12 protein-coding genes are annotated in these 16,013 nt (G+C 61.6%); 2 read left to right on the top strand and 10 right to left on the bottom strand.

The window, feature by feature from the left end; all coding sequences use genetic code 11:
• The gene (locus L6D80_RS03765; RefSeq protein ID WP_054899709.1) at window positions 1–870 is read right to left on the bottom strand and encodes an ABC transporter permease; all 870 of its coding nucleotides are present in this window, start codon (window positions 868–870) and stop codon (window positions 1–3) included.
• On the bottom strand, window positions 867–1,886 hold the full coding sequence (locus L6D80_RS03760; RefSeq protein ID WP_176514221.1) for an ABC transporter ATP-binding protein: 1,020 nt from the start codon (window positions 1,884–1,886) through the stop codon (window positions 867–869). Before L6D80_RS03760 ends, L6D80_RS03765 begins: the two co-directional genes overlap by 4 nt.
• Window positions 1,887–2,134: 248 nt before the next feature.
• On the opposite strand from L6D80_RS03760, the gene L6D80_RS03755 reads away from it, so the two are divergent.
• Entirely contained in the window at window positions 2,135–2,962 is an 828-nt protein-coding gene (locus tag L6D80_RS03755; protein ID WP_054899707.1) for an IclR family transcriptional regulator, read from the top strand.
• On the opposite strand, the gene L6D80_RS03750 is transcribed toward L6D80_RS03755, so the two are convergent.
• Window positions 2,959–4,674, bottom strand: a complete 1,716-nt coding sequence (locus L6D80_RS03750; RefSeq protein WP_176514219.1) for an NAD(P)H dependent flavin oxidoreductase family protein — start codon at window positions 4,672–4,674, stop codon at window positions 2,959–2,961. The two genes, L6D80_RS03755 and L6D80_RS03750, sit on opposite strands and share 4 nt — an antisense overlap.
• 90 nt (window positions 4,675–4,764) lie before the next feature.
• Here L6D80_RS03750 and pdxR point away from each other — a divergent pair, with 90 nt between their 5' ends.
• Entirely contained in the window at window positions 4,765–6,261 is a 1,497-nt protein-coding gene (gene pdxR / locus L6D80_RS03745) for a MocR-like pyridoxine biosynthesis transcription factor PdxR (RefSeq protein ID WP_176514217.1), read from the top strand.
• Between the two features lie 42 nt (window positions 6,262–6,303).
• Here the strand turns inward: pdxR and L6D80_RS03740 are convergent, their stop codons facing one another.
• From L6D80_RS03740 to L6D80_RS03710, 7 genes are all read right to left on the bottom strand, one after another.
• Window positions 6,304–8,157 carry an ABC transporter ATP-binding protein gene (locus L6D80_RS03740; RefSeq protein ID WP_176514215.1) on the bottom strand — a complete coding sequence of 618 codons (1,854 nt, stop codon included), beginning with the start codon at window positions 8,155–8,157 and terminating at the stop codon, window positions 6,304–6,306.
• Between the two features lie 511 nt (window positions 8,158–8,668).
• Entirely contained in the window at window positions 8,669–10,126 is a 1,458-nt protein-coding gene (locus L6D80_RS03735) for an amino acid permease (protein ID WP_176514214.1), read from the bottom strand.
• Between the two features lie 239 nt (window positions 10,127–10,365).
• On the bottom strand, window positions 10,366–11,757 hold the full coding sequence (locus L6D80_RS03730; RefSeq protein ID WP_054899702.1) for an aspartate aminotransferase family protein: 1,392 nt from the start codon (window positions 11,755–11,757) through the stop codon (window positions 10,366–10,368).
• Window positions 11,758–11,773: 16 nt separating this feature from the next.
• Window positions 11,774–13,246: an NAD-dependent succinate-semialdehyde dehydrogenase gene (locus tag L6D80_RS03725; RefSeq protein ID WP_176514212.1), complete on the bottom strand. Its 1,473-nt coding sequence runs from the start codon at window positions 13,244–13,246 to the stop codon at window positions 11,774–11,776.
• Window positions 13,247–13,482: 236 nt separating this feature from the next.
• Complete coding sequence (locus tag L6D80_RS03720; RefSeq protein WP_219824814.1) at window positions 13,483–14,250, bottom strand: amino acid ABC transporter ATP-binding protein; 768 nt, start codon at window positions 14,248–14,250, stop codon at window positions 13,483–13,485.
• A gap of 2 nt (window positions 14,251–14,252) precedes the next feature.
• Window positions 14,253–15,041, bottom strand: coding sequence for an amino acid ABC transporter permease (locus L6D80_RS03715; RefSeq protein ID WP_176514208.1), 789 nt, complete (start codon window positions 15,039–15,041; stop codon window positions 14,253–14,255).
• A gap of 73 nt (window positions 15,042–15,114) precedes the next feature.
• Complete coding sequence (locus L6D80_RS03710; protein ID WP_176514206.1) at window positions 15,115–15,900, bottom strand: ABC transporter substrate-binding protein; 786 nt, start codon at window positions 15,898–15,900, stop codon at window positions 15,115–15,117.
• Window positions 15,901–16,013 lie beyond the last annotated feature (113 nt).

Raw genomic sequence — 16,013 nt, 5'->3', positions numbered from 1 at the left:
TCAGACTCCAAGTGTGCGTTTGTAGCGGCGTTCGACCAGCCGGTTCCAGCTGAGCATCACCAGCAGGTTGATCAACAGCAGGGCAATGGCGATGGCAGCGCCCATCGGCCAGTTCAGTTCGGCCAGGTATTGGTCGTAGATCATGGTGGCGACCATCTTCAGGCGACGCCCGCCCAGCAGGCCGGGAATGGCGAAGGAACTGGCCGCCAGGCCGAACACGATCAGGGTGCCGGACAACACGCCGGGCATGATCTGTGGCAGCACGATGCGGCGGAACACCGTCCACTGGCTGGCGCCAAGCGACAAGGCTGCCTGTTCGGCCGCCGGGTCGAGCTTTTGCAGGGAGGTCCAGACCGGAATGATCATGAACGGCAGCATCACGTGGACCAAGCCGATGACGACCGCAAACGGTGTGTACAGCAGCTTGACGGGTTGCCCGCCCAAGGCCGTGATGGCCTGGTTGATCAGCCCGTCGGCCCCCAGCAGCAGGCTCCAGCCGAATGCGCGGACCACCACAGAAATCAGCAGCGGGGTGAGTACCACGATCAGGAAGATCGACCGCCAGGGCGCGGCCATGCGGCACAGCACCATGGCCTCGGGGATGCCGATCAGTACGCACAGCAGGGTGACCAGGGCGCTGATCCAGAAGGTGCGCAAGAAGATCTCGTAGTAATAGGTGTCGGTCACCAGGCTCAGGTAATGGCTGAGGGTGTACTCGCCGGCCTGGATGCCGGTGGTGTAGTCGAACACGTTGAACGACAGCAGCAAGGTCAGCCCAAGCGGCATCACCAGCAAGGCCAGGAACAGTAGCAGGGCAGGGCTGCTCAGGCCGTAGCCCCAGGCGCTGCTGCGCAGTTTTGCATCACTCATGCTGCTACCTCGCCAGCATCCAGCACGCGTACCAGCGCATCGCTCCAGTCAAGGCTGACCTGTGTGCCTTCTGCCAGCGGTGAGCTGCCGTCGTTTGCCCGCACCACGGCCAGGTTGCCCAAGGCGGTATCGACCCGATACAGCCACTGGCTGCCGAGGAAGTAACGGCAGCTGATGCGGCCGTCGAGCTTGCCGCTGCCAGCCGCGCCGAAGGTGATCTTCTCGGGGCGCAGGCTCAAGCTCAGCGGGCCTTGAGCGGCCACCTGGGGTTGCCCACCAGGGCCTGGCACGCCGCGCAGGCGGTTGGCCTTGCCGACGAAATCGGAAATGAACGGCGTGCCGGGGTGTTCGTAGAGGTTGTACGGGTTATCGACCTGGGTGATGCGTCCTGCCTCCATCACCACCACGCGGTCGCTGATCGACAAGGCCTCGGCCTGATCGTGGGTGACCATCAGCGTGGTGATGCCGACTTCGTTCTGGATACGGCAGATCTCGAACTGCATTTCTTCACGCAGGTGCGCATCGAGGTTGGACAGCGGTTCGTCGAGCAGCAACACGGGCGGCTCGATCACCAGGGCGCGGGCCAGGGCGACGCGCTGGCGTTGGCCGCCGGACAGCTCACGGGGGTAACGCTCGGCGTGCTTGTCCAGACGCACCAGCGCCAGTGTCTGGTTGACGCGCCGGGCGATCTCGGCATTGGCGACCTTGCGCATGCGCAGGCCAAAGGCAACGTTGTCGCGCACGGTCATGTGGGGGAACAGCGCGTAGCTCTGGAACACCACACCCAACCCGCGGCTGGCCGGCTTGGCATGGGTGATGTCGCGGCCGTCGAGCACGATGCGCCCGCTGGTGACCTCGACGAAGCCGGCAATCATTTGCAGGGTGGTGGTCTTGCCACAGCCGGAGGGGCCGAGCAGAGAGACGAACTCGCCTTTTTCGATGGCCAGTGACGAACTGGCCACTGCCTCCATCGCGCCATAGCGCTTGCAAAGCTTGTCGATCAACAGAAAGGTCATGGCTGTGCTCCATCGCAAACGGAACCGGGGTGAACCGGAAGTTTCAGGGTGGGCAGAGCGCCAGCGGCGAAAAGCAATGCTAATCGGACGGTGGCGCTCGCTTCTGTGGCGGCGGCCGATGTTGTGATATCGCCCTATGGACCGGAGAGTAGGGCAAAGCTTAGGATGGCGACAAAGGGTAATTTCACTGAGTGACTGATATTTTAAAATTATTCCACTGAATGAAATTTGAGCGGGTATTGCGAAAAATGGATTCCGATAATCGAAATGACGCAGTGAAGGAAGTCGGTGTCAGTGCAGTGTCCCGGTTGTTCGCCGTGCTCCGGGCGCTGGGTGAGTGTGGGGGCGAGGGCGAAAAAGTCAGCCAGCTGGCGCAACGGGTCGGCCTGGCCCAACCAACCACTCACCGGCTGCTGCGCAGCCTGATTGACGAGGGCATGGTCGACCAGTGTGCGACCAGTAAGCGTTATCGCCTGAGCCTGGATTTCTTCGCCCTGGCCGCCAAGGCTGGGCAGGCCGGCAATTTACGAGATGTGGTGCGCCCCAGCCTGCTGCGCCTGTCGGCGTCGCTGGGGGACTCGCTGTTCCTCCTGGCCCGTTCGGGCTTCGACGCTGTGTGCCTGGACCGCAGTGAGGGGCCTTATCCGATCCGCACCTTCACCGGAGACATCGGGGGCCGTGTGGCTTTGGGGGTGGGGCAGGGCAGCCTGGCCATCCTGGCGTTCCTGCCGGAAGAAGAGCGTGACGAGGTGATCCGTTACAACCTGCCACGGCTCAAGGATTTTCATCACTACGATGAAGTGATGCTGCGCGCCGAAATCGACAACGTGCGCAGCCTTGGCTACGCCGGGCGCAATACCGGCGTGCTGGACGGCATGGCAGGCCTGGCGGTGCCGATCCTCGACCGCAACGGCCACGCAGTGGCCGCGCTGAGCGTGGCAACCATCAGCGATCGCCTAGGCCCCAACCGGATGCCGACCGTGGTGGCGCTGCTCAAGCGTGAAGCGGCGGCCATTGGTGAGCGGGTCAACCCGTTCGACCCGGTTTTGCGCCGGCCGTCGCACGTGTTTGGCTAAGCGGCGTGACCGCTGGATGCAAGGTGGTGTGCCGGGCCCCTCGGGGTTGAAGTGGGGCCGATCAGAATATCTTCGAAGAACGCCCCGACCGGCTCGGTGGGATGACACAGCTGAATCTCCAGCACCCAGACCATCTCGCTCGGCACGATTTCAAGTTCGGCCAGCTTGTCCTGCCCGAACAGGGCATGGGGGAAGTCGGCGATGCGATGCCCGGCCAGGTTGCGCTCAAGGCACCAGCCTTTGGCCAGGGCGCTGCGCTCGGCGACGTCATACAGCTCACGGCCCGTCAGCCCCGTGTACCAGGCTTGACGCGTCTCGTCGAACACCTCGTGCAGCGCCTTGACGCAGGCGTGATACAGCGGGTGCTCGCCGAACACGAAGGTGTCGCCATAATCGCCTTCGTAGCCATCCCACACCGGCCCCAGGTCGACCACGGCAATGTCGGTGGCGCGCAGTCTGCGCTGCAGGTCGATGCCTTGGCGGGGGGTACGCACCGTGTCGTCACCGAAGCGAATGTAGGTCGGATGCCAGGTGTGCGATGCACCCATCGCCTGCAACGTCTGGTCGGCGAGCTGCAAGGCTTGGGCAGTGCTCATGCCGACCTTAAGTTGGCTCGCGATGGCGGCCAGGGCCCGGACGGACTGTTCGCGGGCTGCGAGCATGCCGTCGAGCGAATAGCGCGGGCCGACTTTTTCCAGCAGCGGGTCCAGCGCTTGGCAGGGCGAAGCAACGGGCTCCCGAGTACCGCTGGAAACGAACGCCTCGGCGACAAAGCGGTGGGGCTGCACGCCGGCTGCCAGGCACAGGTCGCGGGCCTGGCTGATCATGGCGCTGTTGCCGCAGGCGTAGACGTGGGCCTCTGCCCAAGGGTGGGCGTGCGCCAGTGCCACCTGCTGCACGCGTGCGTGCGCCGACAGCACCCGGTGCCAGCGAAACCGTGGAGTGGCATGGCTGGTCTGGTCGAGAAACGCTGCGTCGTAGAAGTCGCCAAGGGTCGCGCCGCCCCAATACAGGGTGATCTCGGCATCGCGCGCCAGCGCCGTCAACAGTAACGGCTTGATGCCGGCATAGCCGGTGCCGGTGGCGAGCAGCACAACGGGCTGTTGGTCCTCGTGCTGCCAGGTGCAGGCACCCACCGGCCCTTCGAGGTCGACCGGGTCGCCCACTTGCAGCGTCGGCAGGATGCCCTCGGAAAACAGGCCGCCGACGACTTTGCGAATATGAAACACCAGCCGCCCCTGGTCCTGGGCCGGCAGGTTGGCGATGGAGAAACAGCGGCTGTCGCCGTCGCCGAGGCGGAACCTGACGTACTGGCCAGGGCGCACCACGAGGGGCTGCGGTGCCTGCACCACCAGTTCGATGATATCGACGCTCAGGGCGCGCTTGCTTAGCACAGGGGCGGTGATGCCCAGCGTCGGCGTGTCCAGCGACCAGCCTGGGATTTCCAGGCGCATGTCGCTGCAGGCGTGGTTCTGGCACAGCAGCAGTTCGTTGGCCGCGAGGGGGTAGGAGGGCGCCGGGGTGTCTGCAGTGCGCTGCTTTGCCCGATACTGCCCCGACAGGACCTTGACCTTGCAGGAGCCGCAGGCGCCGCGGCGGCACGAGAACGGCACCGGCAGGTCACTGGCGAGCATCGCATCGAGCAGCAGTTCATCCGCGGCCTCGAAGGCCTTGCCGGCGGGTGATAACTCAATGACATGGCGTTTTTGCATACACACCTCAGGGAGCTGGATTCAGGCTCGGGAGGTGTGATTGTTGCGGTAGACTAGGACCACAAGAACCTCCAGTTCTGGATAATTCACATGGTCCAGCTTCGCAAATGGCGGCCGTTGCTCAAGCTCGACGAAGCCCAGCCGCAGGCTTCGTACAGAAAGATCGTCGAAGGCCTGGTCACCGCGATCACCGAGGGCCGTCTGCGCCCCGGGACGCTGCTGCCCGGCACGCGGGAAATGGCGCAGCTGCTCGATGTCAATCGCAAGACGGTGATCCTCGCCTACGAGGAGGCTGTGACCAAAGGCTGGCTGGAAAGCGTGCAACGCCGCGGCACGTTCGTCAGCACCCAGCTGGCCACCGGCGCGGTCGCAGCCCGCAGTGCACTGCCGTCATTTGCCCTGGCGTTGCCACAGGCACCTGCCGTCGCGTATTTCACGGCGAGCGAGCAAGCTGTTGAACTGCAACATCAGCCAGGCGCGCTGTTTTTCGATAACGGTGCCTGCGACCATCGCCTGCTGCCCCAGGCCGTGCTGCATCGCTACTACCGCAATGCCCTGCGCAACAGCTTCACCACCAACACCGTGCGCCATGGCTGCGACGGCAGCAGCCAGTACCTGCGCAGCGCACTGGCAGACATGTTGCGCCATAACCGCAGCCTCAATGTGGGCGCAGAGCATATCTGCCTGACCCAAGGCGTGCAGATGTCGCTGTACCTGACGGCCAGCGTCTTGCTCAAGCCCGGTGATGTGGTGCTGGTCGAACGCTTGAGCTACCCCCCGGCGTGGGAGATTTTCCGTCAACTGGGCGCTCGGTTGGTGACTGTGGACCTGGATGAGGAAGGTTGCCGGGTCGATCAGATTGCCCCGTTGTGCCGACAGCACAACGTTCGCATGATGTACCTCACCCCCCATCACCAGTTCCCCACCACGGTGAGCCTGCATGCCGGGCGCAGGCAGCAGTTGCTGGAGTTGGCGAGGGTGCATGATTTCTGCGTGATCGAGGAAGATTACGACCACGAGTATCACTTTTCCGGGCGCCCCTACCTGCCCTTGGCCAGTGACCGGTCGCAACGGCATGTGATCTATATCGGCTCGCTGTCCAAGTCCTTGGGCAGTACCTTCCGGTGCAGCTTCATCGTGGCGCCGCCGAACGTGATCGAAGTGCTCGAGCGGACGGCGGTCCTGACGCTTGGGCAAGGCGATGCGGTGATGCAGCGCATGCTGGCCGACCTGATCAACGATGGCGAGTTGAAGAAGCACTTGCGTCGGGTTTCCACGGAGTACCGCCGGCGCCGGCAAACCTTGCTGGACTGCCTGCACGAGGCTTTTGGCACCCTTGTATCCGTGCAGGAGCCCGAAGGAGGGCTGGCGTTGTGGGTGAAATTTGCCGACTCGATCGACGTCGACCAGTTGGCGGCCAAAGCGCTGGAACTGGACTTGGTGGTGCGCGGTGGGCGCCTGTTTTCGCCGGACGGGCACCCTGAGAACGCCTTGCGGCTGGGCTTCGCGTCGCTGGATACGGACGAAATACGCCGCGCCACCCAGCGCCTGGCCCAAGCGGCCCGTGCCATCGCCCGGCAGGGTTGAGGCGGTGCCGGCGTTATCCCGTGGAGGGAGGCGCCACCGGTTCTACTCCATGGCCTCAACCACTCCCTGGTCTTCACCCAGGAACCCACCACTTTGATGCTGCCACAGCCGCGCATAGGTGCCGTTTTTCGCCAGCAGTTCGGCGTGGGTACCTTGTTCGATGATGCGTCCGTCATCCATGACGATCAGCCGGTCCATCGCCGCGATGGTGGACAGCCGGTGAGCAATGGCGATGACGGTCTTGCCCTGCATCATCTCATTGAGGCTTTCCTGGATGGCCACCTCGACTTCCGAATCCAGCGCGCTGGTGGCCTCGTCCAACAACAGGATTGGTGCGTTCTTGAGCATGACCCGGGCGATGGCAATGCGCTGGCGTTGGCCGCCGGAAAGCTTGATACCGCGTTCACCGACCAAGGTGTCATAGCCGCTGTGGCCTTGCCGGTCGCTGAGCTGGCTGATGAAACCATCGGCCTGGGCGTTGGCCGCAGCGCGGTGGATTTGCGCCTCGGTTGCCTCAGGGCGGCCGTATGCGATGTTGTCGCGAATGGAACGGTGCAGCAGGGAGGTGTCCTGGGTGACCATGCCGATGGCGCTGCGCAGGCTGTCTTGCGTCACGTGGGCAATGTTCTGGCCGTCGATGCGTATTTCACCGCTGTCGACATCGTAGAACCGCAACAGCAAGTTGATCAGCGTGGACTTGCCGGCACCGGAACGGCCTACCAGCCCTACTTTTTCGCCGGCGCGGATGGTCAGGCTCAGGCCATCGAGCACCTGGCGTTCACCGTTGTAGTTGAAGCTCACGTTGTCGAAAGCCACCGCGCCGCCGGCGGTCTTCAGCACGCCCGCGTTCGGCACGTCCTGCACCTTGGGGCCACGGGTGAGCGTGGCCATGCCGTCCTGGACGGTGCCGATGTTCTCGAACAGCGACGTCATCTGCCACATGATCCAGTGCGACATGCCGTTGATGCGCAAGGCCATGGCGGTAATCGCCGCCACGGCACCGGTGCCGACTTCGCCCTGGTGCCACAGCCACAGGGCGTAGCCGCCGGCGCCAAGGATCAGACCGACCACCAGCGCCTGGTTGACGATCTCGAACTGGCTGACCAGGCGCATCTGGCGCAAGCCGGTGAGTTTGAAGTCCTCCATCGCCGCCCGTGCAAAGTGCGCTTCGCGTTTGGAGTGCGAGAACAGTTTCACGGTGGTGATGTTGGTGTAGGCGTCGGAAATGCGCCCGGTCATCGATGAGCGCGCGTGTGCCTGTTCCTGCCCTACCTGGCCCAGGCGCGGCACAAAGTACAGCATGGCCAGCCCGAACAACGCGACCCAGGCAATGAAGGGCAGCATCAGCTTGAGGTCGAAGCCACCGGCCAGCGCGATGATGGCGATGAAGTAGACCCCGATGCCGGGGGCAATTTCGATGACAGTGAACAGCACTTCGCGTACCGCAAGCGCCGTTTGCATCACCTTGGTGGTGACCCTGCCGGAAAACTCGTCGGAGAAGAACGACAAGCTTTGCCGCAGCATCAGGCGATGAAAGTCCCAGCGCAGCCGCAGCGGCAGATTGATCGCCAGTACCTGGTGCTGGACCATCGTGCGCAGGGCGACCAGCCCGATGCTGGTGAGCAGTACGATACCGATGCCCCACAGCACGCGGCTTTCCTGCCCCGTGGCGTCGCCGCCGGCCTGCCAGGTGGAGAGCAGGTCCACCACCTGCCCCAGGAAGGAGAACAACCAGGCTTCATAAACCGACACACCGGCACTGAGCAGCGCAAGGGCCAGGATGTAACCACGGGCACCGCGTGTGCAGGCCCACAGGAAACGCAGCAGGCCAACGGGTGGCGGTGGTGCCTCGTCGGGCGGGAACGGGTCGAGGCGTTGTTCAAAGGCACGAAGCATTGTGGTCTCCGAAAGGGGGCAACTTTCGTTTGCGGGCAAGTGGGGGGCGATGGTCAGGTTTAGGCCGCGGCTGCACGATAGCCGTTCAATCAGATTCAGGGCGGCCACAGCGCATGGCGGGGCAATCCTGTTGTTGTGCGAATAGCGTAGAACCCTGCGTGGCGGCACCAGGAGGCGCTGGCAGGTGCATCTCGCTGAGCGCCATACCGCCAACGATACAGCGATTGGCTCGTGAAAGCCCTTGATGCTGGAATTGCAGACGCAACTTGGCCAGGCGCCTGCGGTTGATGCGCTACAAGTAATGCTGGCGCCTGGTGAGACGTGGCGTCTTCAACTTCGACGAGTGCGCATATCGCGGTGCAGAGGCATCGATGATATCGGTGTCCTGGTCGATCAGCGTGTTGAGGTCGAATACGAAGGTTTGGTAGCGGTGGGTGTTCATCGTGCAGGGGCCCGGAGACGGCAATCAATGCCTGCGCGCCTATCGAGGGGCGCAGGCGCACAAGGGGCGTCAGGTCAGCTCTACGGTGCCTGGGCCACGATAGCGTTGCACCTTGGCCTTCAGGGTCTTCTTGTAACTCAGCGCATAGACGGCTGTCAGCCATAGGAACCACAGCGGCATGACTGACAGTGCCAGCAAGGTGTCTGGTTGCAAGGTCATGACCCAGACCGTGAAGCCGAAGAACACCAGGCAGCACACGGACGCGACGATGCCGAAGGGCATCTTGTATCTGGACGCTGCATGCAGGTCAGGACGGCGCTTGCGGTAGATCAGGTAGGCAACCAACATCAGCGACCAGATGAAAATCAGCAGTACTGCAGCGACGGTCGATACCAGCGTGAAGACTTTCATCACCTGGGGAATGACGATCAGCAGGCTGATGCCGGCACCAATGCAACCGCAGGAGAACCACAGGCTGACCCCCGGCACCCTGGATTTCGTGGTTACGCCGAAACGGCCGGGTGCCTGCTTCTGGCCGGCCAGGCCAAAGAGTGTGCGGCTGGTGCAGAACACCGCGCTGTTTGAGGCAGAGATGGCAGAACTGGTAAGCACCAGGTTCATCAGCGCTGCAGCGATCGGCAAACCGGAGACGATGAACAGCTGAACGAACGGGCTGTTGTCTGGCGAAATTTCCTTCCAGGAACACACGCCGATGATGCAGGCAATCGACAGCACGTAGAACACCATTACCCGCAGGGGCACTGAGTTGATTGCTTTGGGCAAGGTCTTTTCGGGGTTTTCGGCTTCGCCTGCGGTAGTGCCGATCATCTCGATGCCGGCAAATGAAAAGAGTGCGATCTGGAAGCCGGCATAGAAGCCCACCAGGCCGTTTGGCAAGAAGGCATCGGGGTCGAAGAGATGACCGAGAGAGGCGGTAACACCGTTGGGCATGACGTGATGGGTTGCGATCAGGGTGATGCCGCCGACGATGATGAAGATGATCGCCACAACCTTGATCAGGGTGAACCAGAATTCCATTTCACCGAATACCTTGACGGTGATCAGGTTGAGGGCCAGCAGGGAGAACAGTAGCGCGAGGGCTGGAATCCAGGCCGGGAGGTGCGGATACCAGTACTGAAGATAGGCACCGATGACCAGAAAGTCGATCACCCCTGCGACGATGTAAGTCAGCCAGTACGACCAGCCGATAAAAAAACCAGCCCAGGGGCCGATGTAGTCGGAGCAGAAGTCCGCGAAGGTCTTGTAGTTCAGGTTGGAAAGCAACAATTCGCCCATGGCACGCATGACGAAAAACAGCACGATACCGATGAGTAGATAGGTCAGGATGATCGAGGTACCGGACATGCTGATCGTCTTGCCGGCACCCATGAACAGGCCTGACCCGATAGCGCCACCAAAGCCAAGGAACTGAATATGTCTGCTCGAGAGCCCGCGATCGAGGTTGGAGGACGAGGGTGCTGAGGGAAGATGAGGCTGGGCATTGCTAATCTTTTTGGTGTTATTCATTAGCGTTTCCATCGTTTTTTTGAAGTGTTGCCTGCCAACGGTTGGGCATGCTGGCGCCTGGCGCCCAATTGGGAACGTGTACGGCGCAAGTCAGGGGAAGGAGGGGCTCTGTACACCTGCTAGATCGTGAACGCGAGGGCAAGTGCAGGGCCCTTGCCAGGCGAGGGCCTTGCGCTGCGTGATGAAAAGGCCGGTGGTTCAGCACAGGCCTTTCATTGGCATGCTTCAGTGGACGCGGATCAGAGCTTCAGCTCATCGAGCACGCTGAGTACAGCCTTGTGCGCGATGTCGATGATCTGGTCGACTTCAGCACGGGTGGTGACCAGTGGTGGGGCGAAGCCCAGGATCTCGCCGTGTGGCATCGCACGTGCGATCAGGCCCCGATCGCGTGCAGCTTTTGAAACGCGCGCGCCGACTTTCAGCCCAGGGTCCAAGCGTTTTTTGGTGGCAGGGTCTGCGACGAATTCGATGGCTGCCATCAGGCCAACCCCGCGTACTTCGCCCACGATAGGCAGCGAGCCGAAGGTTTCCTGCATGGACTTCTGGAAGTATTCGCCAACGTTGCTCACATGGCCTGGGATATCCTCTCGCTCGACGATATCCAGCACAGCATTGGCCGCTGCCACGCCGATCGGGTGCCCCGAGTAGGTGTAGCCGTGGGAGAAGGCCCCCACCTTGTCTGCACCTTCTTCCATGACTTTGTAGACCTTCTCGCCAACGATAGAGGCGGAAAGCGGTGCATACGCCGAGGTCAGGCCCTTGGCGACCGTGATCAAATCGGGCTCGATACCGTACTTGTCGCAACCGAACATTGCACCGGTACGGCCGAAGCCGGTGATGACCTCGTCGGCGATCAGCAGGATGTCGTACTTTTTCAGAATCGGCTGAATCGCTGCCCAGTAACCGGCAGGGGGAGGGGTGATACCGCCAGTGCCCAATACCGGCTCAGCAATGAACGCACCGATGGTGTCCGGGCCTTCGCGCAGGATCAGCGCCTCCAGTTCAAGAGCGCGGCGTTCGGAGAACTGCTGCTGCGACTCGCCTGGTTCAGCACCCCAGTAGTGATGCGGCGCACCGGTGCGCAGAATGCCGGAAACGGGCAGGTCCATGTAGTCGTGATAGAACGACATGCCAGTCATCGAGCCTGCCACCACTGAGCAACCGTGGTAGCCGCGATCACGGGAAATGATCTTCTTCTTTTTCGGCAACCCGCGCAGGTTGTTGTAGTACCAGACCAGCTTGGCCTGGGTTTCATTGGCATCGGAGCCCGACAGGCCGTAGAAGACCTTGCTCATCCTGCCCGGCGCCATCTTCACCAGGCGGTCAGACAGGCGCGCCAGTTCGTCGGTCGTGTGCGCCGCGTAGGTGTGGTAATAAGCCAGCTTGTGCGCCTGGCGGGCGATGGCCTCAGCCACTTCAGTACGGCCGTAGCCGATGTTGGTGCAGTACAGGCCGGCAAAACCGTCAATGTACTCGCGGCCGGTGGCATCCGTGATGCGGATGCCCTTGCCCGTTTCAATGATGGTCGGATCACCGATCTTGCCGGTGGCAAAATCCTTCAGGTGGGTGAACGGATGCAGCACGGCGCCCCGGTCCTGGGCAGCGATGAGGGCAATATCTTGTGTGTTCATTGTTGTTCTCCAGTGATTAAAGGCCGCCAACGCAGACGTACTTGAGCTCCATGTACTCTGCCAGGCCATGTTTCGAACCTTCCCGGCCCAGGCCGGATTGTTTCCAGCCACCGAAGGGAATCGGCGCGCCGGTAAATTTCGGGGTGTTGAGCGCGACCATGCCGTATTCCAGCCGGTCGCACACACGCACGGCGCGCTTCAGATCATTTGTGTAAACATAAGCAGCCAGACCGTACTCAGTTTTATTAGCTCGCTGGATAACGTCCTCTTCATCGTCGAAAGGCAGGATCGCTGCCACCGGGCCAAAGGTTTCTTCGAACGCGATATCCATTTCATCGGTGACGTCAGCCAGCACGGTTGGCAGGACAAAGTTGCTGCCCAGGTTGTTGTCGAGGCCGCCACACATCAGGCGCGCGCCCAGCGAAACAGCATTGCCGATGTGATCACGGCATTTGTTGGCTACCGTGACACGCGTCATCGGGCCGATATCCACGCCATCGTCCAGGCCGTGGCCCACGCGCAGTTGTTGGGTCAAGCGCGTGAATTCGGCGACGAAGCTGTCGTACAGGCTGCGGTGCACATAGATACGGTTGGCTGCCAGGCAGTCCTGGCCGGAGGTGGCGAACTTGGCACCGATGCAGCCTTGTGCGGCCGCTTTGACATGGGCGTCGGCAAAGACGATGAAGGGGGCGTGGCCACCGAGCTCCAGCGAGACTTTTTTCACGGTGTCCGCTGACTGGCGCAGCAGGATGCGGCCGACTTCGGTGGACCCGGTAAAGCTGAATGCCCTGACCTCTGTGCGCTCCAGCAAACGCTTGGAGAGCTTCGCAGCATCGCCGGTAACAACCTGGAATACACCTGCTGGGAAGCCTGCCTCTTCGGCCAGTTTGGCCAGTGCCAACGCTGAGAGCGGCGTTTCAGGGGCTGGCTTGATGATCATCGGGCAGCCGGCAGCCAACGCGGCTCCGGCTTTGCGGGTGATCATCGCGCTTGGAAAGTTCCAGGGGGTGACTGCAGCGGTTACCCCGATGGGCTGCAATTTGCTGGTGAGCTGGCTGCCTGGGAGGTGGCTGGGAATCGACTCTCCATAGCAGCGCTCGGCCTCGGCAGCAAACCATTCCAGGAAGTTGGCGCCATAGTCGATTTCACCCAGGGACTGCGCGTAAGGCTTGCCTTGTTCAGCGGTCATGAGCGTCGCTAGGTCCTCACGATGTTCCCGGGTCAGCGCTGCCCACTTGCGCAGGAGGGCGCCACGCTGCGCAGGGAGCAGGGCACGCCAGCTGATGAAGGCTGCGTTGGCCGACTCCACGGCGCGGTCGATCCATTGCTCGTCACAATGAGCGACCTGAGCGATGACTTCGTCGGTAGCGGGGTCTGTAACGGCCAAACGTCCTTCGCCATTTACCCATTGCCCATCGATGTAGGCCCGGGTTTCGAGTAGATCAGGGCGGCGCAGCTTATTCAGAGCTGCCGTGGCGCGGTTGTTCATGTTGTTTGCCTCAGCGAAGGATTGCGGTGTTTGCTTGCAGGACAATTCTATGAAGCGCACGTGGGCGGGATACGGCGTTAAACACCAGGTCAGCGCATTCAAGCTGCAATGATCCTCGCGCCGTGCTGGATTGCTGCGTGAACGGGAACGATGACGCAGGAGGCCTGTTTTCGGTGCGGTGGCAGGCTTTTGGAGGGGGACGTGACGCGGGGCCACAATGTGGCCCCGCACGGTGATCAGCCGGCGACAGAGGGTTGTAATACCTTGCCGAGGAACGACTTCACCTTGGGGTTGTTGCAGGTGCCGAAGAAGTCTTTTGGAGGCAGGTCTTCTTCGATCTTGCCTTGGCTGAAGAAGATGATCCGGTCGGCAACCTCACTGGCAAACCCCATCTCGTGAGTGACGATCAGCATGGTCATACCGCTGGCCGCCAGGGTCTTCATGACATCCAGCACTTCGCTGACCATTTCCGGGTCCAGTGCCGAAGTCGGCTCATCGAACAGTAGGATGCGTGGCTCCATAGCCAGCGCGCGGGCGATCGCCACCCGTTGCTGTTGGCCGCCCGAAAGCATGGATGGGTGCTTGTGGGCATGGTCGCCCATGCCCACCCGCTTGAGCAGTTTCTCGGCGTTCTGTTGCGCCTGGGCCTTGCTCAGGCCTTTGACCTTGCGCGGTGCCAGGCAGATGTTTTCCAGCACGGTCATGTGCGGGAACAGGTTGAAGCTTTGGAAGACCATGCCGACTTCGCGGCGCAGCGTTGCAAGGTTCGCAGGTTTGTCGATCACTTCGATGCCGTCGATCACGATCGTGCCCTGCTCATGGCGCTCCAGCCTGTTCAGCAACCGCAGGAACGTCGATTTACCAGACCCGGACGCACCCAGAATCGCCACCACTTCTCCGGGTTTGAATTCAACGCTCACACCTTTGAGAACGTTGGCTGCACCATAACTTTTGCAGACCCTGTCTACCCTGATCAGTGCCTGTTGTGTGCTGTTGGTCGACATGGTCATTTCCTCTCGAAGCTCAGGTGCTGTTCAAGGGCGTTGGTGACTTGCGTCATGCTGGTGGTGAGGATCAGGTAGATGGCGGCGGACGTCAGCAAAACCGGCACTGGCTCGAACGTTGCCGACTGGATTCGGCTGGCGGCATTGGAGAGTTCGACCACACCGATGGCATAGGCCAGGGAGGAGTCCTTGAGCAGGGAGACGCCGTTGTTCACCAGCGGCGGCAGGCTGATGCGCAGCGCCTGGGGGAACACCACCGAAAAGAACAGGGTGGTTTTCGACAGGCCCAGGGCGTCGGCCGCCTCGATCTGGCCTTTGGGCACCGAGAGCAGGCCCGAGCGAATGGCTTCGGCGTTGTAGGCGCCAACGTTGAACGCCAGGGCAATGGTCGCGGAGGTGAAATCACTGAACTCCAATGAGGGCAGCAGTACAGGCAGGGCGAAGAAGGTGAACAGAATCTGCAGCAGCAGAGGCGTGCCGCGAGCGACCCAGATGTAGGCTGAGCACAACCATCTGAGGGGCGCAATCGACGAGGCCTTTCCCAGCGCGGCCAAGGTGCCGATCACCACGCCCAGTATGCCGGCAAGGAGCGTCAGCTGCACCGTCACCAATGCGGCCTGCGCGATCTGCGACGCATTGGAACCGATGGGTTCAGGCGCGTGTTCGAGGATGAGCCCCATGCCAAACACAAAAGCCACGGTCAGGCAGATGGCAACGGCGGTTTTGATTAGGGGGGCGTTCAGTGTGGGGCGGGGAGTACTGCGGGGTATCGACTTGACACTGGAAGTCATGATGCACCTCTGACAAGCGCTTGAAGGAGCGCTTTGAACGAATTGAGCGGTCAAACATGAAGACTGCCAGCCCTCAGGAGGCAGGCGATGTGCAACTGATGTCTTCGCCAAACCATTTTTTCGAGATGGCATCGTAGGTGCCGTCACTTCGCATCTCAGCGAGGACGCTGTTGTATTTGGCCAGCAATAGGCTGTTGTTCTTGTTCACTGCAGTCGCGCTTTTCTCCTCAAAAAGCATGTCGCCAATGTAGAGCGGCTTGCCGCTCTCGCCGAGTTTGTGCTGCGCGGTCCTGGCCACGAACTTGTCGCTCACCCACGCGTCCGATCGCCCGGACAGCATCGCGTTGCGGGCGTCATTGTCAGAGGAGATGTTGCGGATCTGCTTGATGCCCGGGACCTTCTGCACCGCCGCGAAATAGGTCGAGCCGGTCTGCACTGAAACAGTCTTGCCGGCCAGGTCGTCCTTGTGTCTGATTTTGGGGGTGGTCGCCACGATGACCGCGCCGGTGCAGAAATTGGGCTGGGTGAAATTCACGACCTTGGCGCGTTCGCTGGTCGCGGCCAGCGCCGCGATCACAATGTCCCAGCGGTCCTGGGTCAGCCCTGCGAGGAGCGTGTCGAAAGCGATGGGTTTCCATTCGGGAACAAGCTTGAGGCGCTTGGCGACTTCGTTCCCGAGGTCTACTTCAAAGCCGACCAACTGACCGTCTTCAAAGTACTGGAAGGGTGGAAAGGTACCGTCGGTACCGATAATGATCTTGCCACTTCTCTCGATTTCATCGAGGGGGCGAGCGTGTACCAGGGTAGTCGCCGTCGCTGCGAACACTGCGAGCATGCCGAACATTGCCATTCGCATCATGTATCTCCAGGTAAAATTATTGTTAGGCAGAGATAGAAGAGGTGCTGCATTTTCGTGTGGTGCGCCCCACGGTCGTTCTTGCGACGAATCCGTGTCAAAAGTGGCGGGGCGTG

The organism is Pseudomonas ceruminis (assembly GCF_021602025.1).
Classification (GTDB): domain Bacteria; phylum Pseudomonadota; class Gammaproteobacteria; order Pseudomonadales; family Pseudomonadaceae; genus Aquipseudomonas; species Aquipseudomonas ceruminis.
This window is presented reverse-complemented; position numbering and strand designations above follow the sequence as displayed.

Excerpts from the sequence above, each read along its gene's own strand:
- L6D80_RS03735 (WP_176514214.1), bottom strand. The coding sequence starts at position 10,126 with ATGAATAACACCAAAAAGATTAGCAATGCCCAGCCTCATCTTCCCTCA.
- L6D80_RS03740 (WP_176514215.1), bottom strand. The coding sequence starts at position 8,157 with ATGCTTCGTGCCTTTGAACAACGCCTCGACCCGTTCCCGCCCGACGAG.
- L6D80_RS03720 (WP_219824814.1), bottom strand. The coding sequence starts at position 14,250 with ATGTCGACCAACAGCACACAACAGGCACTGATCAGGGTAGACAGGGTC.
- L6D80_RS03765 (WP_054899709.1), bottom strand. The coding sequence starts at position 870 with ATGAGTGATGCAAAACTGCGCAGCAGCGCCTGGGGCTACGGCCTGAGC.
- L6D80_RS03715 (WP_176514208.1), bottom strand. The coding sequence starts at position 15,041 with ATGACTTCCAGTGTCAAGTCGATACCCCGCAGTACTCCCCGCCCCACA.
- L6D80_RS03755 (WP_054899707.1), top strand. The coding sequence starts at position 2,135 with ATGGATTCCGATAATCGAAATGACGCAGTGAAGGAAGTCGGTGTCAGT.
- pdxR (WP_176514217.1), top strand. The coding sequence starts at position 4,765 with ATGGTCCAGCTTCGCAAATGGCGGCCGTTGCTCAAGCTCGACGAAGCC.
- L6D80_RS03710 (WP_176514206.1), bottom strand. The coding sequence starts at position 15,900 with ATGATGCGAATGGCAATGTTCGGCATGCTCGCAGTGTTCGCAGCGACG.
- L6D80_RS03725 (WP_176514212.1), bottom strand. The coding sequence starts at position 13,246 with ATGAACAACCGCGCCACGGCAGCTCTGAATAAGCTGCGCCGCCCTGAT.
- L6D80_RS03750 (WP_176514219.1), bottom strand. The coding sequence starts at position 4,674 with ATGCAAAAACGCCATGTCATTGAGTTATCACCCGCCGGCAAGGCCTTC.
- L6D80_RS03730 (WP_054899702.1), bottom strand. The coding sequence starts at position 11,757 with ATGAACACACAAGATATTGCCCTCATCGCTGCCCAGGACCGGGGCGCC.
- L6D80_RS03760 (WP_176514221.1), bottom strand. The coding sequence starts at position 1,886 with ATGACCTTTCTGTTGATCGACAAGCTTTGCAAGCGCTATGGCGCGATG.